22 protein-coding genes are annotated in these 22,767 nt (G+C 34.0%); 13 read left to right on the forward strand and 9 right to left on the reverse strand.

The features are described from left to right. Positions 1-227: 227 nt before the first annotated feature. Together WHC90_RS10400 and WHC90_RS10405 are read left to right on the forward strand one after the other, a co-directional pair. Positions 228-752, forward strand: coding sequence for an RES family NAD+ phosphorylase (locus WHC90_RS10400; protein WP_340820564.1), 525 nt, complete (start codon positions 228-230; stop codon positions 750-752). A 916-nt stretch (positions 753-1,668) separates the two neighbouring features. Next, positions 1,669-2,580 carry a hypothetical protein gene (locus WHC90_RS10405; RefSeq protein ID WP_188598400.1) on the forward strand — a complete coding sequence of 304 codons (912 nt, stop codon included), beginning with the start codon at positions 1,669-1,671 and terminating at the stop codon, positions 2,578-2,580. Between the two features lie 40 nt (positions 2,581-2,620). Here the strand turns inward: WHC90_RS10405 and WHC90_RS10410 are convergent, their stop codons facing one another. Genes WHC90_RS10410 through WHC90_RS10425 form a run of 4 tightly spaced genes read right to left on the reverse strand, consistent with a single transcriptional unit; the run spans position 2,621 to position 4,188 of the window. Beyond that, positions 2,621-2,791, reverse strand: a complete 171-nt coding sequence (locus WHC90_RS10410; protein WP_188598401.1) for a hypothetical protein — start codon at positions 2,789-2,791, stop codon at positions 2,621-2,623. Beyond that, entirely contained in the window at positions 2,791-3,030 is a 240-nt protein-coding gene (locus tag WHC90_RS10415; protein WP_188598402.1) for a hypothetical protein, read from the reverse strand. Before WHC90_RS10415 ends, WHC90_RS10410 begins: the two co-directional genes overlap by 1 nt. Beyond that, positions 3,008-3,430 (reverse strand): DUF5675 family protein, encoded by a 423-nt coding sequence (locus WHC90_RS10420; protein ID WP_188598403.1) that lies wholly within the window; start codon positions 3,428-3,430, stop codon positions 3,008-3,010. Before WHC90_RS10420 ends, WHC90_RS10415 begins: the two co-directional genes overlap by 23 nt. A 2-nt stretch (positions 3,431-3,432) precedes the next feature. Further along, positions 3,433-4,188 carry a hypothetical protein gene (locus WHC90_RS10425; RefSeq protein ID WP_188598404.1) on the reverse strand — a complete coding sequence of 252 codons (756 nt, stop codon included), beginning with the start codon at positions 4,186-4,188 and terminating at the stop codon, positions 3,433-3,435. 223 nt (positions 4,189-4,411) lie between these two features. Between WHC90_RS10425 and WHC90_RS10430 the strand changes: the two genes are divergently transcribed. The 4 genes from WHC90_RS10430 to WHC90_RS10445 all read left to right on the forward strand — a co-directional run bounded on the left by WHC90_RS10430 (position 4,412) and on the right by WHC90_RS10445 (position 6,949). Continuing rightward, positions 4,412-4,609, forward strand: coding sequence for a hypothetical protein (locus tag WHC90_RS10430; RefSeq protein WP_188598405.1), 198 nt, complete (start codon positions 4,412-4,414; stop codon positions 4,607-4,609). 832 nt (positions 4,610-5,441) lie between these two features. Beyond that, positions 5,442-5,798, forward strand: coding sequence for an RDD family protein (locus WHC90_RS10435; RefSeq protein ID WP_188598406.1), 357 nt, complete (start codon positions 5,442-5,444; stop codon positions 5,796-5,798). Between the two features lie 30 nt (positions 5,799-5,828). Then, positions 5,829-6,053: a hypothetical protein gene (locus WHC90_RS10440; protein WP_229664905.1), complete on the forward strand. Its 225-nt coding sequence runs from the start codon at positions 5,829-5,831 to the stop codon at positions 6,051-6,053. Between the two features lie 167 nt (positions 6,054-6,220). Beyond that, positions 6,221-6,949 (forward strand): tRNA1(Val) (adenine(37)-N6)-methyltransferase, encoded by a 729-nt coding sequence (locus WHC90_RS10445; RefSeq protein WP_229664906.1) that lies wholly within the window; start codon positions 6,221-6,223, stop codon positions 6,947-6,949. Positions 6,950-7,044: 95 nt separating this feature from the next. On the opposite strand, the gene WHC90_RS10450 is transcribed toward WHC90_RS10445, so the two are convergent. Continuing rightward, the gene (locus tag WHC90_RS10450; RefSeq protein WP_188598409.1) at positions 7,045-8,415 is read right to left on the reverse strand and encodes a saccharopine dehydrogenase family protein; all 1,371 of its coding nucleotides are present in this window, start codon (positions 8,413-8,415) and stop codon (positions 7,045-7,047) included. 110 nt (positions 8,416-8,525) lie between these two features. Between WHC90_RS10450 and WHC90_RS10455 the strand changes: the two genes are divergently transcribed. Further along, positions 8,526-8,909, forward strand: coding sequence for a DUF423 domain-containing protein (locus WHC90_RS10455; RefSeq protein ID WP_188598410.1), 384 nt, complete (start codon positions 8,526-8,528; stop codon positions 8,907-8,909). A 95-nt stretch (positions 8,910-9,004) separates the two neighbouring features. Beyond that, positions 9,005-10,597 (forward strand): phosphoenolpyruvate carboxykinase (ATP), encoded by a 1,593-nt coding sequence (gene pckA, locus WHC90_RS10460; RefSeq protein WP_188598411.1) that lies wholly within the window; start codon positions 9,005-9,007, stop codon positions 10,595-10,597. Positions 10,598-10,712: 115 nt separating this feature from the next. On the opposite strand, the gene WHC90_RS10465 is transcribed toward pckA, so the two are convergent. The 4 genes from WHC90_RS10465 to WHC90_RS10480 all read right to left on the reverse strand — a co-directional run bounded on the left by WHC90_RS10465 (position 10,713) and on the right by WHC90_RS10480 (position 17,458). Further along, complete coding sequence (locus WHC90_RS10465; RefSeq protein WP_188598412.1) at positions 10,713-13,172, reverse strand: sodium-translocating pyrophosphatase; 2,460 nt, start codon at positions 13,170-13,172, stop codon at positions 10,713-10,715. A 117-nt stretch (positions 13,173-13,289) separates the two neighbouring features. Further along, positions 13,290-13,817 carry an inorganic diphosphatase gene (locus WHC90_RS10470; protein WP_188598413.1) on the reverse strand — a complete coding sequence of 176 codons (528 nt, stop codon included), beginning with the start codon at positions 13,815-13,817 and terminating at the stop codon, positions 13,290-13,292. Between the two features lie 90 nt (positions 13,818-13,907). Further along, on the reverse strand, positions 13,908-16,409 hold the full coding sequence (locus WHC90_RS10475; RefSeq protein WP_188598414.1) for a DUF5686 and carboxypeptidase-like regulatory domain-containing protein: 2,502 nt from the start codon (positions 16,407-16,409) through the stop codon (positions 13,908-13,910). A gap of 71 nt (positions 16,410-16,480) precedes the next feature. Further along, the gene (locus tag WHC90_RS10480; RefSeq protein ID WP_188598415.1) at positions 16,481-17,458 is read right to left on the reverse strand and encodes a pyruvate dehydrogenase complex E1 component subunit beta; all 978 of its coding nucleotides are present in this window, start codon (positions 17,456-17,458) and stop codon (positions 16,481-16,483) included. 206 nt (positions 17,459-17,664) lie between these two features. Here WHC90_RS10480 and WHC90_RS10485 point away from each other — a divergent pair, with 206 nt between their 5' ends. The 5 genes from WHC90_RS10485 (at position 17,665) to WHC90_RS10505 (ending at position 22,762) form a co-directional block, all read left to right on the forward strand. After that, positions 17,665-18,411, forward strand: coding sequence for an electron transfer flavoprotein subunit beta/FixA family protein (locus WHC90_RS10485; RefSeq protein WP_188598416.1), 747 nt, complete (start codon positions 17,665-17,667; stop codon positions 18,409-18,411). 67 nt (positions 18,412-18,478) lie between these two features. After that, positions 18,479-19,441 carry an electron transfer flavoprotein subunit alpha/FixB family protein gene (locus tag WHC90_RS10490; protein ID WP_188598417.1) on the forward strand — a complete coding sequence of 321 codons (963 nt, stop codon included), beginning with the start codon at positions 18,479-18,481 and terminating at the stop codon, positions 19,439-19,441. Between the two features lie 178 nt (positions 19,442-19,619). Further along, positions 19,620-20,228 (forward strand): bifunctional nuclease family protein, encoded by a 609-nt coding sequence (locus tag WHC90_RS10495; RefSeq protein ID WP_188598418.1) that lies wholly within the window; start codon positions 19,620-19,622, stop codon positions 20,226-20,228. A gap of 16 nt (positions 20,229-20,244) precedes the next feature. Further along, the gene (locus WHC90_RS10500) at positions 20,245-21,768 is read left to right on the forward strand and encodes a NupC/NupG family nucleoside CNT transporter (protein WP_188598419.1); all 1,524 of its coding nucleotides are present in this window, start codon (positions 20,245-20,247) and stop codon (positions 21,766-21,768) included. 169 nt (positions 21,769-21,937) lie between these two features. Then, positions 21,938-22,762 (forward strand): thymidylate synthase, encoded by an 825-nt coding sequence (locus WHC90_RS10505; protein WP_188598420.1) that lies wholly within the window; start codon positions 21,938-21,940, stop codon positions 22,760-22,762. The last annotated feature ends 5 nt before the right edge of the window (positions 22,763-22,767 follow it).

Below are 22,767 nucleotides of genomic sequence, written 5' to 3' on the forward strand. Positions count from 1 at the left end.
CTATTTTTATCAATGGTTTAGTAAAGTTTAAAAATTAATTTAATACAAAATACATCAAATATCATAAAAGTAGAAATAAAAGTTCATAATATTTGGAATGATTTTAAAACGAAAATAAAAATTTTCAAATTGTTATTTTGCAAGTAATTCTTTGAACTTTTAAATCTATTATACAGATTAGCTTAATTAAAGATATTAATATTGATGAAACTTTTTACAGATGTCGTATATCAGATAAAACAGATTTTACTGTAAAACAAATGGGTAATCCACCCAATGAATTAGCAACTGGTGGTAGAGCAAATCCTAAAGGGATATCATATTTATATATAGCAAATTCTTTAAAAACTGCTTTATACGAAACAAGAAGTACAATCTTTGATTATGTTACAATTGGTGAGTTTGTGGTAAAAGAAGAATTAAAAATTATTAGTTTTAGAAATATTGAAACAGATCCCATTTATTGGTCTGAAAGAGAAGATATAGAATATTTACCTTTTATTTATACTCTACAAAAAGAGTTGTCTCTTCCGATAAGAAAAAAGGATAAAACATTAGACTATATTCCTACTCAATATATCTGTGAATACATAAAATCATTAGGTTTTGATGGTGTAGAATATCAGAGTTCATTATTTGCTGAAGGTTATAATTTAGCAATTTTCAATCCTGATAAATTGGAATGTATTAATACAAAAGTTTATGAAATTGAGAATATAAAACTGCACCATAAATTACTTGATAATAGTTAAAATCCCCACAAACCAAAATCCAGTTTGTTGCAAAAGCAAAAAACTTCTGTCTTTTGGTTTGTTCCGCGCGCCAACGCAAGTTTAGCGTTTTAAAACTCTATAGGAAGTTGCATTTTAGAGCTTGTTTCATTCGCATACTCATTACTCAACTCTAAAAAGCAACACGTTTTTATTATTTCATAAAACACAAAACTCCCCAAAGCTATCTTTACATAATGGGCTGTTATAATGCTTTTCCGTAAAAACTCCAGGCACTATAACGCCATTATGTAAAATAGCCGCTCTTCCAACGCTCACATAGTTAGTAATTAATAACATTTAGATATTTAAATAACATTTCGTAATTGTTGCATTGTTTTTATAAGTGCTTTTTTAGTTTCAATAGATTAGAGTTATAAATCATTGAAAATTAGAAATAATAAGAATAATTCTAAAGCACCTATAAAATCAAGAAAAAGCCAATAAGAGTATATTTTTTTATTTGTAAGAAAATGAGATAATATTATTTTCACAAAAGCAAATGCTAATCCAATATTAAACACAATTTAGTAAACATAGAAATTTAGGGTCAATAAACACATTTTTCGAGGCATTCACTTTTTACAAAAACAATCAGAAAAATAGTACAGAACAAATAAAAAAATACACACTTATTTTCGCTTCTGCCAGCGCACTACGTACTTCGTCTTTAATAATTTTCCATTCAATCGCCATTGGGCTAACATTTTTAAAGATTGATAAACTCCACGCTCAAACCCACCTCTGTTTATCAATCTTTAAAAACGATAATATTCGTTGATATTTTTTCCTTATCTCATTCTCCTGCACAAAAATTCTGCTAAATTCATTTAGTTTCTTTATCAAAATTCTTTGTTTGTCTCATTTCGTTAAGCAAAAAAACAATTAGCTTTGTGTAATGGATGAATTTTTGAAGAAATATAAATATGTTAGTGAAATTTTATCCAAGTATGGTTGGTTTATTAATGGAGAGATTATTGGAGGAGATTTTGAAAGAATAAAAATACTTTGTAAAGAAATTGAGTCTAATAAATACACCAAAAACATTTGTAATGATAAAATAAATCATTTATTAACTCCTATCATATTCAATCCGTATTCAAGAGCTTTTGTTGTTTATAGATTCATTACTTTACCTCATCTAAACAAGTTTTCTCACATAGTTGATAAAGCTACTTTTCACTATTATAAAAAAGATTTATTATCAGCAATTAATTGTTTAACACCAGCCATAGAAGGTATATTGTTGTCATACTATGATTGGAACATTAATAATGGTTTTAGAAAGCCCTCTTTAATAAAATTGATTGATAATTTTTGTAACACGGAAAACCATTTTAAACCCGAATGGAGAAACATTTACAATAATTCTTTAAAAAACTGTCTTAAAAATTGGTTTTATTCAAATACTGACAATTTTGACTTTGAATCTTCCAATTTAAATAGACATTATATTAGTCATAGTTTAGGGAATGAAAATTATTATTCTATTAATGAATGTAATAGGATGTTTTCAATTGTAAATCTTCTTTGTGAAATAGTAGCTATCGAAAATGAGTATTTCCCTGCTTTTATTCCAGAAAAAATTCCTGAAATTGATAATAGAGTTAATTTATATTATGAATTAATTTGGAAAAAGACATCATTGGAGAAATCATTAATCGAAGAAGAAAAACTTTTAAATCAAAATAAATTTTATGTTAGTCAACATTCATTACTTAATTTTAAAGAAATAGTATTCGCAGAAAATAAAAGGCACAATGATTTTTTAGATTCGATAAATCTAAAAAAAAAAGGAAAAAGCATTTAAAATTGATAAAACTTTTCCCTTTTTTAATCTTGTGAAAAAATTAAGATTTATTTTTTTTAGTAACTCTACGAAGAAATAATGAAACCAAAAAACTTACAACAGCACCAATAACTGCTAAAATAATGGTTGTAGCTATATCTTCAACACCAATATGTAATATTGATGAAAAACAAGTACCGCCAATAATCGCAGATTTAGTATTGCCGTCCATTATTTTGAGGGATTTACTTTAATTTCAGAAATATCTTCATCTTTAACAACTGCTTGACTTACTGCAGTTGCTACAGTTCCAACAACCGTCATATAAGTGGCAATTGTTACAATCAATGATGGAATTGCAATTGGAGCTGCAATAATTGCACCTCCAGCTGTTGCTAAAGCAATACCAATATTTCGTAAAATTTTAAAAAACCTTGGTGTTGGTTTTTTATAACGTTCTACTATGTTCATAATTTTGTGATTTAATAGTTAATAAAATAATTTCCTTTCTGTCTTTAGCTTGATAAACCAGAGACAGTAGCTTTTGCATAGCATTTTTTGAATAAATACCCTTTCCTATGCCACTTAAATAAGTAACCGGAGCAATACAGCCTTCTAAATCTTTTAAAGCATCATTTGCAGGATGAAATAAAATATAACTTCTGTCTTTTACTGCTTTTAAAATTAAATGATGTTTAAATCGTTTAGAAAAACGAGGCTCAATTTGATATTCTCCTTCTGGAATACAAGAAATATTTCTCTTATTATTTTTCCAGGGTAACTCAATTGTATGACAAAGAAATAAACCAGAGCGAAAGAGAGTACCATTAGTACCCTCTTTAAAATACGCTCTTTGAAGCACTAATTCCATAATTAAGGAGTATCAATAGTGACAACTGCTAAAGCATTGTAAGCACCGTTTTTAAGTGCATACATTTGTCCATTTACCTCTTGATAAAACTCAATTCCTAAAACTTGTACAATTGGCAATGTTGAATTTGCAGTTATAGTAGATGTTAAAGCAATTGGAGCAGTATCAGCTGCAGCATAAGGCAAAATTGCAGTTTCATCATTTTCAAATGTTGAGGTTTCATTTGCAAAATCTAATTCTGCTGCACCCATTACAACTTTAAAATGAGTTGTTCCTGCAGGAGCCGCAATTCTTAAAGTTGGAGAAAAAGCAGCAATATTTAAAGTTGCATCACCAGTAACTCTGTCGAAAGCATTTGTAAATACAGCAAATAAAGTTGCTCCTAATTTACCATTCAAATTGAATTCAAATCTTTCTAATAGGCTTAAATCCCCATCTTGGATGGTTCTTAATCCTCTTTCATTAGTGGTGTCTGTTTTAACAATAGCAACAAGGTCTTTTGTTAATCTGCTTACAACACGCTTGTCTTTTGCATTCTGCAAAAGCACACGAATTGCATTTCGTAATACTTTTCCACCTTTTCCTGCTCTTCCAAATTCAGAACCATTTTCACGCGTTCTTTGAAACGCAGGATCATTTTGAATTCTGTTTTTGTCCACTCCACCTTTTTCACGAGCTAAATGTCCATCACTTGTTTTGTAAAAAGAAATACCTCCGATAGTTCCTTTTAATTTGATAATACCTGTTTGTTTTGCCATAATTTTTACTTTTTTTTATGATTAATATTTCAAATCACGTAACTTTATGGCAGCCAATAAAAAATCAAATTCCGTTTTTGGATGTTCTTTCCGATAACACCATAAACGTCATTAAAATATTGATAACACTAACGTGTTGTCAACATTTTAACAACGCATTATTACCATCATCATATAATTATAGAATATGGCTTAAGTATGGATAAAGCATAGATAGTGTATTATGAATCAAAAAAGAGCTTGCATATACCCAAAGGACATTCAGCGTATTACAGGGCGCAGTGAACGTTATGGGCGAAAGCTTTTAAATGATATAAAAAGTTTTTTGGATAAAGAACCTCATCAATTTATAACTGTAGATGAATTTTCTGAATACTCTGGAATTCAATTAGATATAGTAAATAAGTATATTAGAGATTAAATTTTAAGGGACTAATTAGGTGTCAGTAAAAATTCATATATTTGGAAACATAGATAAATACAGGGTTTATGGGAATTGTGTTAGTTCCTTCCTCTCTGCGAATAAATAAAACACCCAAACGTTAAATCAAGTTTACTTGAATTTATAAGTTTGGGTGTTTTATTTTCAAAACGTAGTTTTGAGGGATCAGCGCAGCTAATCCCACTACTTACTCTTTGAATACGAACTTAAGTTTACTTGAATTTATAAGTTTGGGTGTTTTATTTTCAAGACGTAGTTTTGAGGGATCAGCGCAGCTAATCCCTATTATTTATCCTTCGAATATCAGGTTGTGTTTACTTGAATTTATAAGTTTGGGTATTTTATTTTCAAAACGTAGTTTTGAGGGATCAGTGCAGCTAATCCCACTACTTACTCTTTGAATACGAACTTAAGTTTACTTGAATTTATAAGTTTGGGTGTTTTGTTTTCAAAACGCAGTTTTGAGGGATCAGCGCAGCTAATCCCGCTACTTACTCTTTGAATACGAACTTAAGTTTACTTGAATTTATAAGTTTGGGTGTTTTATTTTCAAAACGCAGTTTTGAGGGATCAGCGCAGCTAATCCTTACTACTTATCCTTCGAATATCAGATTTATTTGAATAGATAAATCCAATTTGGACAGTACTCAGTATGACAATAGCACAACTTAGAGCCAAATTAAATAAAAGAAGCTGACAACGGAAATATAAAAACATTCCTAAAATTTACAGAAAAATAAAATCAAACCTTCAAAGGCATCTTATTCAGTATTTATTCGTTAATTTAAGGGCTTAAGCACACCAAGGCCCTATGAAAAAACGTATCAGATTTTATAACTTCTTAATAGATTCACTAGTTTTCTACCTTATTGTGGTACTATTTTCTCTTGGGCTAAAAGACTACGTGAGCAGGGAGATTTTAAAGTATTTTATGATTCTGTTGTATTATCTATACTATTTAATATTTGAGTTTGCTTTTGGGCAAACCATCGGAAAGATGATTACCAAAACCAAAGTCATTGATGCAAAAACTCAAGAAAAGCCGAGTTTGAGTAGCGTACTTATTAGAACCTTGGCAAGATTAATCCCTATTGATTTTTTGTCGTACTTTATCAGTTCAAACGGAATCCATGATCGGCTGTCTAAAACAGCAGTAAAAAAAATATAAGCACACATTAAATATAAGCAAATGAAAAAAATGAAAAGAGTAATCGCAGTTGGTTTTATTGCAATCATGTTGTCTAGTTGTGCAACCATACTTGGCGGCAAGGTAACCCCTAGTCAAAAAAGGAAACCAGCACCAGGAGAACAGCAAAGACAGGTTAGAGTTGTTGCTTTAATTGCGGATATTTTACTTTTTGCCCCGGGATTAATCGTTGATTTTGCCACAGGAGCAATCTACAAGCCAGCGAATAACGATTAGAAACACGATGTAAAAGCAATTGCTAGAGGCGTATTTCCACTACCAAAAGAGTAGAGGTTTACGCCTATGTTTTATTTTCTTAATTTTGCCCTTAAGATTGATTGATAAATAATCAAATAATAGGTCGCTAAATCGGTCAATAAAAACAATTTATTCCTCTTATATTTATGAGCTCATCAACCCTTTTTAGATTCAAGGAGTTTAACATCCGCCAAGATAAGACGGCAATGAAAATTGGTACCGATGCAGTATTGCTTGGTTCTTGGGTTTCTTTGGATGCCTATCCTGATACTATTTTAGATATTGGTACAGGTACGGGTGTCATTGCTCTAATGCTGGCGCAACGCTCAGATGCAATGACCATTGATGCAGTAGAACTAGAAGAGGAGGCCTACGAAGAGGCGGTAGAAAATTTTGAACAGTCTGATTGGGCTGATCGATTGTTTTGCTACCATGCTAATTTTACAGAATTTTCTGAAGAGTTGGCAGAAGAGGAAGAAAGCTACGATTTAATCGTATCAAACCCACCTTTTTACACAGCAGACTATGAAACAGACAATTCGGCTAGAAATCAAGCCAGATTTACCTCAGCCTTATCCTTTGATCAGTTGTTAAAAGGGGCTGCACAACTACTTAGTGCAGATGGTATTTTTTCCGTGGTCATTCCGGCAGCAGAAGAAGCGCAGTTTACTCAATTGGCACTGATTTATCAATTGCATTTAAACAAGGTGTGTCGTGTAAAAGGGAATTATACTTCAGAGGTTAAAAGAAGCTTAATGAGTTTCTCTTTTACAGCCACAGAGCTAGTAGAGCAGGAGCTAGTCATAGAAAAAGAGCGCCACAACTATACAGAAGACTATATTGAGCTAACCAAAGACTTTTATCTTAAAATGTAGGGCTTGGTTTTTAAATAGAGTGCATAAAAAAGGTGCGGTTTTAGCAAAACCGCACCAAGCATGAATTATTCCCCCAAATAATCGATACTATTTTTTTAGCCTATCACATGTTCTGGGTTATAGCCCAGATAAGGCACTTCTTTTTCAATAAATCGGATATCAAACTGCTCGAGTTCGTTTAAAATTGGTTCATAGACTTCTTTATTAATCGGAAGCTGAACACCACTAGTGGTAATTTCTTTGTTTAATATTTTTAAAGCTGCAATCGCTACGGGTAGCCCAACAGTCTTAGCCATGGCAGTAAAAGTTTGATTTTCTCCTTTTACAACTAGGCTGCTTTCTAATTGTTTTTTTACTCCGTTTAACTCATAGCCAAATTTATGATGCATAATAATCATGTCTTTGTCTGTGGCTTGTAAGGTCCATGAATCCGAAAGGATTTTTTGAAGCATTTTTGCAGGTGTGGCATTTTTTAGACCAATGGTTTTTTGAGTGCTAAACAGATCTAGCTCGACCAATTTGTCCCACATAATATCATCCTGATCAATTTTTAAGTAGGAGCGCAATTTTAGTTCTACAGAATCGGTAGGTGAGTAGGCTAAAAATAGATTGGTAAAATCGCGGTAACTCATATGTTCAGATTCTTCAATAGTATAAGAGTCATCTGTCATCCCTAACTGAACAAAAACATTCCAAGCTCTAGAAAAACCAACTTTACGGATGGTTCCTCTGTACATGGTTGGGATCTCATCCAACCCATACACACTTCTGTATTTTAAAGAATCTCTATTGGCGTAGGCTTCAAATTTACCGCTACCGTTAATGTTTAAAAATTCTGTTCTTCTAAACAATTTATGGTACGGAATGTATTTATAGGTTCCTTCTTGGATAAACTTTGCTGCGCCTCCTTGTCCTGCCAATACCACATTCCTTGGGTTCCATGTAAACTTATAGTTCCAAAGGTTGTTATCACTTTCTGGGGCAATCAATCCGCCAGTAAAAGATTCAAAAAGCATTAGTTTTCCACCTTTCGCTCTAATGCTATCAATGGCTTGCATGGCACTCATATGATCGATGCCTGGATCCACGCCAATCTCATTCATAAAGACCAAGTTTTTTTCTTTGGCTTGGCTGTCCAAGGCTTGCATTTCATCAGAAATATAAGAAGCGGTTACCATATGCTTACCAAATTCAATACAGTCTTTGGCTACATTTATATGTAAACTTGCAGGCAACATAGAAATTACGAGGTCTGCCTTTTTAATAGCAAGACTGCGTTCTTCACTGTTAAAAATATCCAAGCGAAAGGTTTTTGCATTGGCATGTCCCGCAACAATCTGGTCTGCATGCTCTAAATGAATGTCACCTATATGTAGTTGTAGTTTTTCTGCACTTGATTTGTTTAATAAATATTGAATCAACGATGCACTTGATTTTCCTGCACCGATAATAAGTATGTTCCGCATTCCTAAATATTATAGTTATTTTTACAGCAGTTCTTACTTTGTGAAGAACAGCAAAGCTAAGATACAGAATCCATTATTAAAATGTTTAAAATTTAACAAAATTTGATAAAATGCATAAAAATTTAACAATTACAGCAATACTAGGAGTGCTAACCATTGCATTAGGGGCCTTTGGAGCACACGCATTAAAAGAGATATTAACAGTTGATGGCTTAAGCAGTTTTGAAACTGCCGTTCGATACCAGTTTTATCATGTACTCGTTTTATTATTTGTCAATAGCTATTCTGGATTTTCTGAGGCTAGAAGAAAGCAAATAAGCAATTTGTTTTTTTTAGGGATTCTTGCTTTTTCAGGTTCTATTTATGCAATCCAGTTAGCAGGTGTTTCTGCTAAAAGTATTTGGTTTGTAACTCCGCTAGGAGGGTTACTCTTTATTGCAGGCTGGACTTTAATGGCATTTACTTTCTTGAAAAGCAGTGAAAAAACTAAGTGATAAAAAAACAGAAATGATTAATTGATTGTCAAAAATATCTGTACTTTTGTTCTTTCTTATTTAACACAACTAAATAAATAACTTAAAAATTAAACATGGTAAATCTTAATTCGAAATCGATTTCGTTAGAAAATTTAGGAATATCAAACGCGACCGTTCGTTACAACTTAAGTTCTGATGAATTGCATGCAATTACAATTGAAAAAGGGCAAGGAGTTGAGGCTAACACGGGAGCATTAGCAATTAATACTGGAAAATTTACAGGACGTTCTCCAAAGGATCGTTTTATCGTAATGGACGATGTAACAAAAGATGAAGTTTGGTGGGGAGACATCAACATTCCTTTTGATGCTGATAAATTTGACAAACTATACAACAAAGTAACAGACTATCTTTCTGAAAAAGAACTTTTTGTCAGAGACAGTTATGTCTGTGCAGACAAAGATTACAGAACTAACATTAAGGTCATCACAGAAATTCCATCGAGTAATTTATTTGCTCACAACATGTTTTTAAGACCTACAGAAGAAGAGTTAGAAAACTTTACTGCAGAGTGGACCTTAATCGCTGCTACAAACTTTCAAGCAGATCCAGAAGTTGATGGAACACGTCAACAAAATTTTGCCATTTTAAACTTTTCTAAAAAAATTGTTTTAATTGGTGGAACAGGATATACAGGAGAAATTAAAAAAGGGATTTTCTCTGCATTAAACTTTGTGCTTCCTGTTTTTAAAGAAACATTGCCAATGCACTGTTCTGCAAACGTTGGTAAAAATGATGATACTGCAATCTTCTTTGGTTTGTCAGGTACAGGGAAAACAACCTTGTCTGCAGATCCAGAAAGAAGATTAATTGGTGATGATGAGCACGGATGGACAAAAGACAATACCGTATTTAATTTTGAAGGAGGTTGTTATGCAAAAGTAATTGACCTAACTGAAGAAAAAGAACCAGACATTTTTAAAGCAATTAAAAAAGGAGCAATCTTAGAGAACGTAGTGTTTAAAAAAGATGGTTCTGTTGATTTTGAAGATACGTCTATCACACAAAATACAAGAGTAAGTTACCCAATTTATCATATTGATAATATTCAACCGGGTTCTATTGGTAAAAACCCTAAAAACATTTTCTTTTTAACAGCAGATGCTTTTGGTGTGTTACCTCCAATATCTAAATTGACTCCAGGTCAAGCTGCTTACCACTTTATCTCTGGTTATACTGCAAAGGTTGCCGGGACAGAAGAAGGGATTAACGAGCCAACGCCAAGTTTTTCTGCTTGTTTTGGAGCGCCTTTTATGCCTTTGCATCCAACGCGTTATGCTGAGATGTTGAGTAAAAAAATGAAAGATGCGGGTGTTAATGTTTGGTTGATCAATACTGGATGGACTGGTGGTTCTTACGGTACAGGAAGCCGAATGAAATTAAAATACACGCGTGCTATGATTACTGAGGTATTAGAAGGAAACATGGACAATGCTACATTTGTAAAACATCCAATTTTTGGCTTAGAAATGCCTACTAATTGTGAAAATGTACCTAATGAGGTATTAAATCCAAAAGATACTTGGGCAGACAAAGCAGCTTATGATGTAAAAGCTACAGAGCTAGCAAATTCATTTAGAAAAAACTTTGCTAAGTATGAAGATTATGCAAATGAAGAAATAATGAATGGAGGTCCTTTGGTATAGGTCTCTTATAAAAATAAAAAAAGCTACTAATTACTTAGTAGCTTTTTTTTTGCAAAATTGAACGTATTTTAAAGTAAAAAAACACCTCATTGAGGTGTTTTTTTAGTAACTATCATTAGTAAATCTTGTTCACTTTTAATATTTTTTCTCTTTCTAGAGAAGCTTCTTTGCCAATATTATCTTCAATTAGTTCATTAATCTTTTGACTTACCTCAGCTTTTGTTCCTTTTATTTTTTGAGTGCTGGTTGTGGTTGCTCCATTTGTAGTACTCGTAATAGTTACTGTAGCAATGGTAAGACCATCTTGATACTCTAATTGATAATCAACTTGTTTGTTTGTTGTAAATTCAACTGTGTTTGTTGTGTTCACTTCTTGTGTGACTAAAACAGCTTTTTCATCAGAAGTATGTCCTCCTAAAATAGGAGCGATCACCAATCCAATTAAACAAGTAAGCTTGATTAAAATATTCATAGAAGGGCCAGAAGTATCCTTAAAAGGATCACCTACAGTATCACCGGTAACAGCAGCTTTATGTGCCTCAGATCCTTTGTAAGTCATTTCGCCATTAATCTCTACACCTGCTTCAAAAGATTTCTTAGCATTGTCCCAAGCACCTCCAGCATTGTTCTGGAAAATTGCCCAAAGTACACCACTAACAGTAACTCCGGCCATATAACCACCTAACATCTCTGCAATCGCCAAAGGATCCATTCCAAAAATCATCGGAACAAATGCAATGGCTAATGGGAACCCAATAGTTAATAATCCAGGAAGCATCATTTGTTTTAATGAAGCCTCTGTAGAAATAGCAACACATTTGTCGTATTCTGGTTTTCCGGTACCTTCCATAATTCCTGGAATGTCTCTAAATTGTCTACGTACTTCTTGAACCATTTCCATGGCTGCTTTTCCAACGGCATTCATAGCCAAGGCAGAAAATACTACAGGCACCATTCCTCCAACAAATAGCATGGCTAAAACAGGTGCTTTAAAGATGTTAATTCCGTCAATTCCTGTAAAGGTTACATAGGCAGCAAATAAAGCCAATGAGGTTAATGCAGCAGATGCAATAGCAAAACCTTTCCCTGTTGCAGCTGTTGTATTACCAACAGAGTCTAAAATATCTGTACGCTCTCTAACGATAGGTTCTTGTTCACTCATTTCTGCAATACCTCCTGCGTTGTCAGAAATTGGTCCAAAGGCGTCGATAGCCAATTGCATAGCAGTAGTTGCCATCATCGCAGAAGCTGCTAATGCAACTCCATAAAATCCTGCAAATGCATACGAAGCCCAAATGGCACCAGCAAATAGCAGCACAGAAGGGAATGTAGAAATCATCCCGGTAGCTAAACCAGCAATAATATTGGTTCCTGCACCTGTACTAGATTGTTGTACAATTTTTAAAATAGGGCTTTTTCCAAGTCCTGTATAATATTCTGTCACCGATGAAATTACAGCACCAACGACCAAACCAACTAAGGTTGCATAGAAGACACGCATAGAAGAGATGTCTTGCAATCCTTCACCAAAAAACTCCATTTTCATTGTTTCTGGCAACATCCAAGTTACCAATGCGTAACAAGAGATGGCTACCAAAACAATGGATGTCCAGTTACCGATGTTTAAAGCACCCATTACTTGAGATTCTTTAGCATCGTTGCTCTTTATTTTTACCAACATGGTTCCGATAATAGAAATGATAATTCCTACACCAGCAATCGCCATAGGCAATAAGATAGGACCTATGCCACCAAATGCATCGGAAATACTTCCCCCCATATCTTTAATAACATAGTTTCCTAAAACCATTGCAGCCAAAACGGTTGCAACATAAGAACCAAATAAATCAGCACCCATTCCGGCAACATCTCCAACATTGTCTCCAACATTATCTGCAATCGTTGCAGGGTTACGAGGATCATCTTCTGGGATCCCAGCTTCTACTTTACCAACTAAATCAGCTCCAACATCTGCGGCCTTGGTGTAGATACCTCCACCAACACGAGCAAATAAAGCAATTGATTCTGCTCCTAAAGAAAAACCTGCTAGGGTTTCTAAAACGATAGTCATGTCTGCTGTTGATGTCCAACTTCCTTCCATAAAAAACTGGAAGAAAATGATAAAAAATGCGGTCAAACCTAAAACGGCTAAACCTGCAACACCAAGACCCATAACGGTACCACCTCCAAAAGAAACTTTTAAAGCATTTGGCAAGCTAGTTTTTGCAGCCTGCGTAGTTCTTACATTGGTCTTAGTGGCAATTTTCATTCCCATGTTTCCTGCCCAAGCAGAAAAGAGGGCTCCAAATATAAAAGCGATTACGATTAACCAATGTGTGGTTGGTACAATAAATGATACGGTTGCCAAAGCTATACTTACTATTATTACAAATATGGCGAGCAGTCGGTATTCTGCATTTAAGAATGCCAATGCACCTTCGTAGATATGATCTGCGATCTCCTTCATTTTTCCATCACCCGCATCTTGTTTTAATACCCAAGATTTCTTTATGACCATATAAATTAATCCCAAAGCTGCCATAACTAATGGCATATAAATCATCATTGATTCCATATTTTATTGTTTTGATTAGTAGTTAATATCTGTAAATATAACAAAATCAGCGAGAAACAAAAAGCCTTACAATTTTCATTGTAAGGCTTTTATTATATTTTTTAAAAAAACAAATTTTTAGATGGTAAAATTGCCGTTTTTTTTATGTTCACTTTGCATATAACGCTCAATACATTTGTCTACAATTTGGTATGCTTCATTAGCATCTCCCCAACCTCCAACATCTACTTTTTTCTTTTCTAAATCTTTGTAAACTTGAAAAAAGTGAGTGATTTCTTTTACTTGGTGAGGATTCATATCAGACAAGTCATTTAACTCGTTCCAAATAGGATCTGATACTGGTACACAAATAATTTTCTCATCCGGACCTTTTTCATCAGCCATATGGAAAACACCAATAGGTTTAACTTCCATTACACACATTGGGAATGTTGGTTCTGTACCTAAAACTAAAACATCTAAAGGATCTCCATCTAAAGCTAAGGTTTCTGGTATAAAACCGTAGTCTGCTGGATACATCATAGAAGAAAAAAGCATTCTGTCGAAACGGATTTTATGTAAGTCAAAATCGTATTCGTATTTATTTCTGCTTCCTTTTGGTATCTCTATCAATACATCAAAAGTCTTTCTTTCTTTTGCCGTCATATTAATTATGTCTTTTTAGATTCTTTTTTCGGAGGACAAAAGTAGTGATATTTTGACGTTTTTCTACTAGAAAACAAGGTAATTTTTTAATTAAAACCCTGCTTTTATTCCGACGCGGACTGCAAATTTAGGTGAGGGTAAGCCATTTACGCTAGTATGATCTCCTCTCCAAAGGAAATCTACACGTAATGGACGAATGTCTTTGTAGCCAATATTTTCAAATCCAAAGCCGTATTCATAGTATAATTTGTTGCTTGGAGCTGCATAGGATATGTTTGATCTGTTGATAGCTATGTTTTCATCAGAGATGGTCCCGTAGACTCCTTTAAAAGAAATGATACTTCGAAGTTTTAAGCGATTTATTAACGGGATTCTATTTAAAATAAAACCATTAAAATGATGTTCTGCATCTCCGTAAACATAACTGTCAGTTACATAATCATAATAATTCATCAAAGAAAAGGTATTCTTTGTAAGCCAGTAAGTTTGATTGGCAGGGACAGGACTTAACAAAGCGATAGGAACTGTGCCAAAGGTTTTTCCGACTTCTGCAGTGGTTACTAATATTCCAATCTTACCAAGTATAATTGGTTGACTGTATTTTATCTGAATCTTATCGTAGTTAAAATCACCGTCTAGGAAATTTTTATACCCTCTTTTATAATTGATTACCAAAGAAGGGTATAGGTTTCTACCCATTTTTTGCTCTACACCAAAACCATATTCAAATCTTCCTGGAGTGTAAGCCAAATACAAATCAGTACTCACATCTGTAACTCTAGAAGAGATGCCTCCAAACTCATTGACATAATCTATGGAGAACTCAGAAGGACTTGCTGAGCTTATTTTTGTGTGGGCAATAGAAAACCCAACGTGTAAATTTTTCTTAGCTTCAATATCAAACTTCACAACGCTTTTGTTTACAAAAGACAAGAAGTAATTTTCTCCTCTAGAAAACAAGGCGTTTGGGTCAAAAACATTGGCGTTTAGTCTATTGGTATTTAATAGTTTGGCACCTAGTTGCTCTACATCATATAAATAAGCTGCTCCAACCGCAATTCTTGGTTTGTATGAAATTAAATATTTTGCTTCTGTACCAAATTTAAAGCGTTTGTCTTTAATTCCGTACCCCACAAAACCACTCAATCTAAATCGATCATCATCAGATTTAAAAGTTCTAAAACCTAGTTTTAGTTTTGTTCCCTCTACACTATTACCAACAACTGTGTTCCAATACTGCCCTAACTGTATTCCAGGGACAAGGTTAATATACCCTGTTGAGAGTGTATTTAAGATGCCAGAAATTTGTTTTATTTTTTTATTGTTCTTTACATCATCTATTAAGGTGTAGGTGCTTTTTTTATCTGTTGATGTATTGATTGAATCCCAGTAGGCCTGATCTTGCTCAAACTGATTGGGCTTATAACGAATAACTTCAGTATCGTAAAATTTGTTATCAAGTGCTTTGTCAAACACATAATCAGAATACAACAGGGTCTTTTTGATGGTCAAGCCTTTGTTTGAATCGTCTTTATCGACAAAGACAAAATCCCCCATGTATTTGTCTTTTTTTGGCAAGTAGATGCTGTCATCTTTGACAAAAAATTCTTTTTCAAAAGAAACGCCTCTCACAAAGTTTAAATTAATTTCTTTGTTGACCTTCATTTTAATTTTTGAAATCGAAAAATTCTTATCTGCAATAACCATATTTCCTTCAAAGGCTAAATCGCCATTTCTTCTAGGAAAAAAATAAATAGAGTAGAATTTTTTATCGTCAACAACCAAGCTGTCGTGAAGCACATAATCATACGAGTCAAAACCAGCACTAGATATTGGGCTAACAAATGATTTTTTTAAGAGTTCTATAGAGTTGTTAAAAATGTCAATATCATTAAAGGTATTTGCCATTCGGTCAAATATAAAACCGTTCTTATTAACGCCTTCGCTTTTTTCGGCGATGATGACTTCTCTTTCTTTATTTAATATATTGTTTCCGTAAACTTCAATAACATCTTCACTCATAAACAATGGAATGTAGAAGTTAATTCCATTGTTATCAACAGGCAAACGCGTTATGGTATTGTCTGTTTTATCTGTAAATACTTTTTTGAGAAATAAGGTATCTAAATTGTTTAGGCCAATTTCAGTCGTTTTTTGCGTGGTGTATTGATAAGCGTCAAATAATTTTAAACCATTGGTTTTTTTTCGCTTCCAAACTTCTTTTAAAATACGATAGGCGGGGTTTTCTTTTTTTCGAAGTCTTTTCTTGGGCTTTGAAACAATAATAATTTCATCCAATTGATTGCTTTCTTCTACAAGCATTATAGAAAACTGATTCTTCTTTGCTGTAAATCGAATTGACTGAGCGGTGTACCCCATAAAGGAAATCTCTAAGTTTCCTCTTTTTTTTGTGGTGATAAATGAAAATAGACCGTTTTCATTGGTCACATCACCTTCTGTGGTGTTTTCTATATATACATTTACAAAGGGTAAGGGTTGATTATTTTGGTCAACTACCACACCTGACAATTTAAGCTGAGCAAAACTAGCACAACTTAAAAATAAACAGATAAGAGAAAAACTAAATTTCATAGCATAAAAAAATCCTTTTCTATAATTACATTAACTATAAAAAAGGATTTTTGTTTTATTTTGTTTTCATATTACAGATACAATACTTCTTTAACAGCTTTTATAACATCAGATGAATTTGGTAACCACTCTTCTAATAACACCGGAGAATATGGGGCAGGGGTATCTGCAGTCGTAATTCTTTTTATTGGTGCATCCAAGTAATCAAATGCTAAGTCTTGAACTCTATACGTAATTTCAGAACTAACACTTCCAAAAGGCCATGCTTCTTCTAAAATAACCAAGCGATTGGTTTTTTTGACTGATTCAATAATTGCATTTTCATCCATTGGTCTTACGGTTCTCAAATCAATAATTTCTACTGAAATGTTTTCCTTAGCCAACTCATCTGCCGCAATATAGGCTTCCTTTATGATTTTACCAAATGAAACTATTGTTACGTCGGTTCCAGCTCTTTTAATATCAGCGACTCCAATAGGAATAATATACTCGCCTTCTGGAATCTCCATTTTATCACCATACATTTGCTCTGATTCCATAAAAATAACAGGATCATTATCGCGTATAGCTGCTTTTAATAAGCCTTTTGCATCATAAGGATTTGATGGTACCACTACTTTTAAACCAGGACAATTTGCAAACCAGTTTTCAAATGCTTGAGAGTGGGTTGCGGCTAACTGGCCAGCAGAAGCTGTAGGACCACGAAATACGATTGGGCAATTAAATTGACCACCCGACATTTGTCTTATTTTTGCTGCATTGTTGATAATCTGATCGATTCCTACCAATGCAAAGTTAAAGGTCATATATTCTACAATTGGTCTATTGCCATTCATGGCAGATCCAACGGCAATCCCTCCAAAGCCTAATTCGGCAATCGGAGCATCAATAACACGTTTTGCACCAAACTCATCTAGCATTCCTTTAGAAGCCTTGTAGGCTCCATTATACTCTGCAACTTCTTCACCAATTAAATAAATGCTTTCGTCGGTACGCATTTCCTCGCTCATCGCTTCGCAAATAGCTTCTCTAAACTGAACTGTTTTCATTCTGTATTTTACTTCTTAAAGATATTGAAAGGCAAAAATATGAAAATTTAAAAGAAAAAAATTGCTTTGTAGATTAGAAAGATTTGCTTTTGTGGCTTTTTTTGTTTTTGTGAATTAAAAATTTACTATGCACGCATAGTAATATAGAAAAAAAAGTCATAAATTCGTAGCCAAGAAAATTACAAATAGAATAAAAATAGAAGTATATGAAAATATTAGTTTGTATTAGCCACGTACCTGATACCACTTCAAAAATCAACTTTGCAGATAACGATACAAAGTTTGATACCAATGGAGTTCAGTTTGTTATTAATCCTTACGATGAATTTTGTTTGACAAGAGCCATGTGGTTTAAAGAAAAACAAGGTGCTACAGTTACTGTAGTGAATGTAGGAAATGCAAGCACTGAGCCTACACTTAGAAAAGCGCTTGCTATTGGTGCTGATGATGCCATTAGAGTTGATGTTGAGGCAACTGATGGATTAGCAGTTGCTAAAGAATTAGCTGCGGTTGTTAAAGAAGGGGCATATGATTTGGTCTTAGCAGGTAGAGAATCTATTGATTATAATGGTGGTATGGTGCCAGGAATGTTGGCAAGTTTAACGGATTATAATTTTGTAAACGGTTGTGTAGGAATGGAAATTGATGGCACAGCTGTTTCTTTAACCAGAGAAATTGATGGTGGAAGCGAAAAATTAAGCACTTCATTGCCATTAGTGGTAGCCGGTCAAAAAGGATTGGTAGAAGAAAAAGATTTGCGCATCCCAAATATGAGAGGGATTATGATGGCTAGAAAGAAACCTTTAGCTGTTGTAGCAGGTATTTCTGCTGCCGCTGCAACAAGTGCTGCTTCTTTTGAAAAGCCAGCTGCTAAGGGAGCGGTTAAGTTAGTCGCTGCAGATCAAATTGATGAGTTAATTAGCTTGTTACACAATGAAGCCAAAGTTATTTAAGGCTTATCAGAATAAAGACACTAACAAACCCAAAATTTAATTGTTTGGAAAAAAATCTTAATAAAATATGTCAGTTTTAGTTTTTGCCGATACATCGGAAGGAAAATATAAAAAGTCTGCTTTTGAAGTCGTTTCATACGGAAAAAAAGTAGCAGAGCAATTAGGGAGTTCTATGGTTGTGCTTAGCATCAATGCAGAAAGCCCTCAAGACTTATATGCTTATGGAGCAGAAAAAGTAATTACTGTTAGTAATGATTCATTAGCAAACTTTAATGGGAAAGCCTATGCGTCTGTAATTAATCAGGTTGCTCAAAAAGAATCGTCAAATGTTGTTATTATAGACTCTAGTATTGATGGTTTGTATTTAGCACCAATGCTTGCAGTAAAAATGGAAGCAGGTTATGCATCTAATGCTGTAGCATTACCAAGTAGCACTAGCCCATTTACAGTAAAAAGAAAATCTTTTTCAAGCAAAGCGTTTAACAATACAGTAATTGCAACAGATAATAAAATTGTTGGAGTTTCTAAGAATTCATTTGGGGTTCATGAAAATCCAGTGAGTGGAACTACAGAAGCTTTTGAGCCAGCTCTTTCTGATGCTGATTTTGGAGTGAAGTCTGTAAGCGTAGATAGAGCAAAAGGAAAAGTGAGTATTGCTGATGCAGATATCGTTGTTTCTGCAGGTCGTGGATTAAAAGGTCCAGAAAACTGGGGAATGATAGAAGAATTGGCTGATGTTTTAGGAGCTGCAACTGCATGTTCTAAACCCGTATCTGATTTAGGATGGAGACCTCATAGTGAGCACGTAGGGCAAACCGGAAAACCGGTTGCGTCTAACTTGTATATTGCTATTGGAATCTCGGGTGCTATTCAGCATTTGGCAGGAATCAACGCATCAAAGGTTAAAGTGGTTATTAATACCGATCCAGAAGCTCCTTTCTTTAAGGCAGCAGATTATGGAATTGTAGGTGATGCATTTGAAGTAGTACCAGCCTTGATAGAAAAATTAAAAGTTTTTAAACAATCATAAGGTTTACTGCGTAAACGAATTTCAATCGCTAAAACAGATTTTCTTTTTTATTTTCTTTTAAGAGAAACTAAAAAGCAAGTGTTTTTTTAGTAAATTGTGCCCAGAAAAGGGCTGTTTGTCTTTTGGTAAAAGCTAAAATATAAACAGCCTTTTTATTTTTTATGACGATTGATACACAATGAATTTGATACAATTAACCATCAAAGGAATCTCTTACAGCCAAACTCAAACAGGTGCTTATGCATTGGTGTTGAATGAAATTAAAGGCAAAAGAACTTTACCTATAATTATAGGTGCTTTTGAAGCGCAGTCAATTGCGATTGCCTTAGAAAAAGAAATTAGACCTCCTAGACCACTAACACATGATTTGTTTAAAACTTTTGCAGATCGTTACCAAATTAAAGTAACTAAAGTAATCATCCATAAATTGGTAGATGGTGTCTTTTTTTCTAGCTTGATTTCTGAGCGTGATGGCAAACAAGAAGTGATCGATACCCGAACATCAGACGCTATTGCTTTAGCTGTGCGTTTTGATGCTCCGATTTACACCTATGAATCAATTTTAGAAAAGGCAGGAATTTATCTTAAGATAGAAGAAGATTTATCAATAGAAGGGCCTGAGTTTGATTCTGATGATTTGATGTCAGAAATACTAAACGAGTCATCAGAAGAACCTTTTGTAGAGAAGAGTCTAAAAGAATTACATCAAGAATTAGACGATGCAATTGCAAATGAAGATTACGAATTAGCTGCAAAAATAAGAGACGAAATTAACAAGCGCTCTTAAATCAATATCCCGTTTTATGAAAAAATATCTAATCTTAGTGTTTTGTTTAAGTACCTTGTTTGCTCAAGCAACGACAATTAAAAGCACTAAAAGCAACAATTTTGCGTATACGATTTTAGTTTCGGAATCAAATTCTGTAGAAAAGCTGACTAATGAATCACTGTCTTTTGCGGCTGAAACAACAGAAAAAAATGCTAGTGTTCAAGAGCAATCAACCAAACAAATTATACCAAGTCAAGGGTTTTCTTTTTCAAATTTATGGAGAGGACTCTTAGGAATGGTTTCTTTATTGTTTATTGCTTTTTTGTTTTCAAGCAATAAAAAAGGAATTGATTGGAAAACCGTTGGGATTGGGCTTTCATTGCAATTATTAATTGCAATAGGAGTCTTAAAAATACCCTTTGTACAACGAATTTTTGAATGGATAGGAGGTCTATTTGTCAGTGTCTTAGACTTTACCCGAGCAGGGAGTAAGTTTTTATTTGAAGGCTTGGTTATGGATATGGATAAGTTTGGATTTATCTTTGCTTTTCAGGTATTGCCAACCATTATTTTCTTTTCAGCCTTAACTTCTTTGTTGTTTTATTTAGGAATTATCCAAAAAGTTGTCTCATTGATGGCAATGATAATGACTAAGTTTTTAAAGATATCTGGAGCAGAAAGTTTGTCTGTTGCCGGAAATGTGTTTTTAGGACAAACAGAAGCGCCTTTATTAATTAAGGCATATTTAGAAAAGATGAATAAGTCTGAAATGCTTTTGGTGATGATCGGTGGTATGGCTACTGTAGCTGGAGCTGTTTTGGCGGCTTATATAGGCTTTTTGGGAGGCGATGACCCTGTGCTAAGATTGCAGTTTGCAAAGCATTTATTAGCAGCTTCTGTGATGGCAGCACCTGGTGCTATTGTAGTTTCTAAAATTTTATATCCACAAACAGAAAAAGTAAATAGTGATGTCCATGTCTCTTCAGAAAAGATTGGATCAAATGTATTAGACGCTATAGCAAATGGGACAACTGAAGGTTTGAGATTGGCTGTAAACGTCGGGGCTATGTTATTGGTTTTTGTGGCTTTTATAGCCATGCTTAACGGAATTTTAGGTTGGGTTGGAGACATCACCAGCTTAAATGAATGGTTGGCTGCAAATACGGCTTATTCTAGTTTGTCTTTAGAGTTTATACTAGGTTATCTTTTTGCGCCATTGATGTGGTTGATAGGGGTAGCAAGTGAAGACATGACTATGATGGGGCAATTGCTAGGAATCAAGTTGGCAGCAAGTGAGTTTGTGGGCTATATTCAATTGGCCGAACTAAAAGACATGACCAATATCATTCACCTAAATTATAATAAATCGATTATCATGGCTACCTATATGCTATGTGGGTTTGCTAATTTTGCCTCTATCGGAATTCAGATAGGCGGAATAGGATCTATTGCTCCTGGACAACGAAAAACACTTTCTGAATTTGGAATGAAAGCGCTAATCGGAGGAACCATCGCTTCTTTAATGTCTGCAGCAATCGCAGGGATGATTATCGGATAAAATTACCTTAAAAAGTAAAAGCGTTTTTATTAAAAATCGTTAATAACTTTTAATAGAATATTCTAAAGCTTCAATGTAAATCATTGAAGCTTTTTATATTTTTACAACATGTAGCTTTTATTTTATAAAAAGCACAGTAAGAAGTCCAGATCAAACATAGAAACCAACGATGAAGCAGTATTTAGATTTAGTAAGCCATGTTCTAGAGAACGGAAATGAAAAAGGAGATAGAACGGGTACAGGGACCAAAAGTGTTTTTGGACATCAAATGCGCTTTGATTTAAGCAAAGGTTTTCCGATGGTTACCACAAAAAAATTACATCTTAAATCGATTGTTTATGAACTGTTGTGGTTTATAAAAGGAGATACGAATATTAAATATTTACAAGAAAACGGGGTTCGTATCTGGAACGATTGGGCTGATGAGAATGGTGATTTAGGACCTGTTTACGGGCATCAATGGCGCAACTGGAACTCTGATGATATTGATCAGCTAGAAGAGGTAATTGCCACTTTAAAAAACAACCCAAATAGTAGGAGAATGCTTGTGTCTGCATGGAACCCCAGTGTCTTGCCAGATACCAGTGTTTCGTTTTCAGAAAACGTAGCCAATGGCAAAGCAGCTTTACCTCCATGTCATGCATTTTTTCAATTTTATGTAGCCGATGGAAAACTATCTTGTCAGTTGTACCAACGCAGTGCAGACATTTTTTTAGGTGTGCCTTTTAATATTGCTAGCTATGCATTATTTACCATGATGATCGCTCAGGTTTGTGGTTGTCAGGCTGGAGATTTTATTCATACTTTTGGTGATGCTCATATTTATAACAATCATATAGAGCAATTAGAATTGCAATTGTCTAGAGATCTACGCCCATTACCGACGATGAAAATCAATCCAGAAGTGACCAGTATTTTTGATTTTAAATTTGAAGACTTTGAATTGGTTAACTATGATCCGCATCCTCATATCAAAGGAAAAGTAGCCGTATAATATTT

The sequence above is a fragment of the Polaribacter pacificus genome, from assembly GCF_038024035.1.
In the GTDB taxonomy this organism is placed as follows: Bacteria; Bacteroidota; Bacteroidia; order Flavobacteriales; family Flavobacteriaceae; genus Polaribacter; species Polaribacter pacificus.

Bases quoted from the DNA above. Each gene is read 5' to 3' on its own strand.
- WHC90_RS10430 (WP_188598405.1), top strand. From the start codon at position 4,412: ATGAATCAAAAAAGAGCTTGCATATACCCAAAGGACATTCAGCGTATT.
- WHC90_RS10475 (WP_188598414.1), bottom strand. From the start codon at position 16,409: ATGAAATTTAGTTTTTCTCTTATCTGTTTATTTTTAAGTTGTGCTAGT.
- WHC90_RS10410 (WP_188598401.1), bottom strand. From the start codon at position 2,791: ATGGACGGCAATACTAAATCTGCGATTATTGGCGGTACTTGTTTTTCA.
- WHC90_RS10405 (WP_188598400.1), top strand. From the start codon at position 1,669: ATGGATGAATTTTTGAAGAAATATAAATATGTTAGTGAAATTTTATCC.
- pckA (WP_188598411.1), top strand. From the start codon at position 9,005: ATGGTAAATCTTAATTCGAAATCGATTTCGTTAGAAAATTTAGGAATA.
- WHC90_RS10465 (WP_188598412.1), bottom strand. From the start codon at position 13,172: ATGGAATCAATGATGATTTATATGCCATTAGTTATGGCAGCTTTGGGA.
- WHC90_RS10485 (WP_188598416.1), top strand. From the start codon at position 17,665: ATGAAAATATTAGTTTGTATTAGCCACGTACCTGATACCACTTCAAAA.
- WHC90_RS10500 (WP_188598419.1), top strand. From the start codon at position 20,245: ATGAAAAAATATCTAATCTTAGTGTTTTGTTTAAGTACCTTGTTTGCT.
- WHC90_RS10455 (WP_188598410.1), top strand. From the start codon at position 8,526: ATGCATAAAAATTTAACAATTACAGCAATACTAGGAGTGCTAACCATT.
- WHC90_RS10425 (WP_188598404.1), bottom strand. From the start codon at position 4,188: ATGGCAAAACAAACAGGTATTATCAAATTAAAAGGAACTATCGGAGGT.
- WHC90_RS10480 (WP_188598415.1), bottom strand. From the start codon at position 17,458: ATGAAAACAGTTCAGTTTAGAGAAGCTATTTGCGAAGCGATGAGCGAG.
- WHC90_RS10415 (WP_188598402.1), bottom strand. From the start codon at position 3,030: ATGAACATAGTAGAACGTTATAAAAAACCAACACCAAGGTTTTTTAAA.
- WHC90_RS10490 (WP_188598417.1), top strand. From the start codon at position 18,479: ATGTCAGTTTTAGTTTTTGCCGATACATCGGAAGGAAAATATAAAAAG.
- WHC90_RS10440 (WP_229664905.1), top strand. From the start codon at position 5,829: ATGAAAAGAGTAATCGCAGTTGGTTTTATTGCAATCATGTTGTCTAGT.
- WHC90_RS10505 (WP_188598420.1), top strand. From the start codon at position 21,938: ATGAAGCAGTATTTAGATTTAGTAAGCCATGTTCTAGAGAACGGAAAT.
- WHC90_RS10495 (WP_188598418.1), top strand. From the start codon at position 19,620: ATGAATTTGATACAATTAACCATCAAAGGAATCTCTTACAGCCAAACT.
- WHC90_RS10470 (WP_188598413.1), bottom strand. From the start codon at position 13,817: ATGACGGCAAAAGAAAGAAAGACTTTTGATGTATTGATAGAGATACCA.
- WHC90_RS10450 (WP_188598409.1), bottom strand. From the start codon at position 8,415: ATGCGGAACATACTTATTATCGGTGCAGGAAAATCAAGTGCATCGTTG.
- WHC90_RS10435 (WP_188598406.1), top strand. From the start codon at position 5,442: ATGAAAAAACGTATCAGATTTTATAACTTCTTAATAGATTCACTAGTT.
- WHC90_RS10445 (WP_229664906.1), top strand. From the start codon at position 6,221: ATGAGCTCATCAACCCTTTTTAGATTCAAGGAGTTTAACATCCGCCAA.
- WHC90_RS10420 (WP_188598403.1), bottom strand. From the start codon at position 3,430: ATGGAATTAGTGCTTCAAAGAGCGTATTTTAAAGAGGGTACTAATGGT.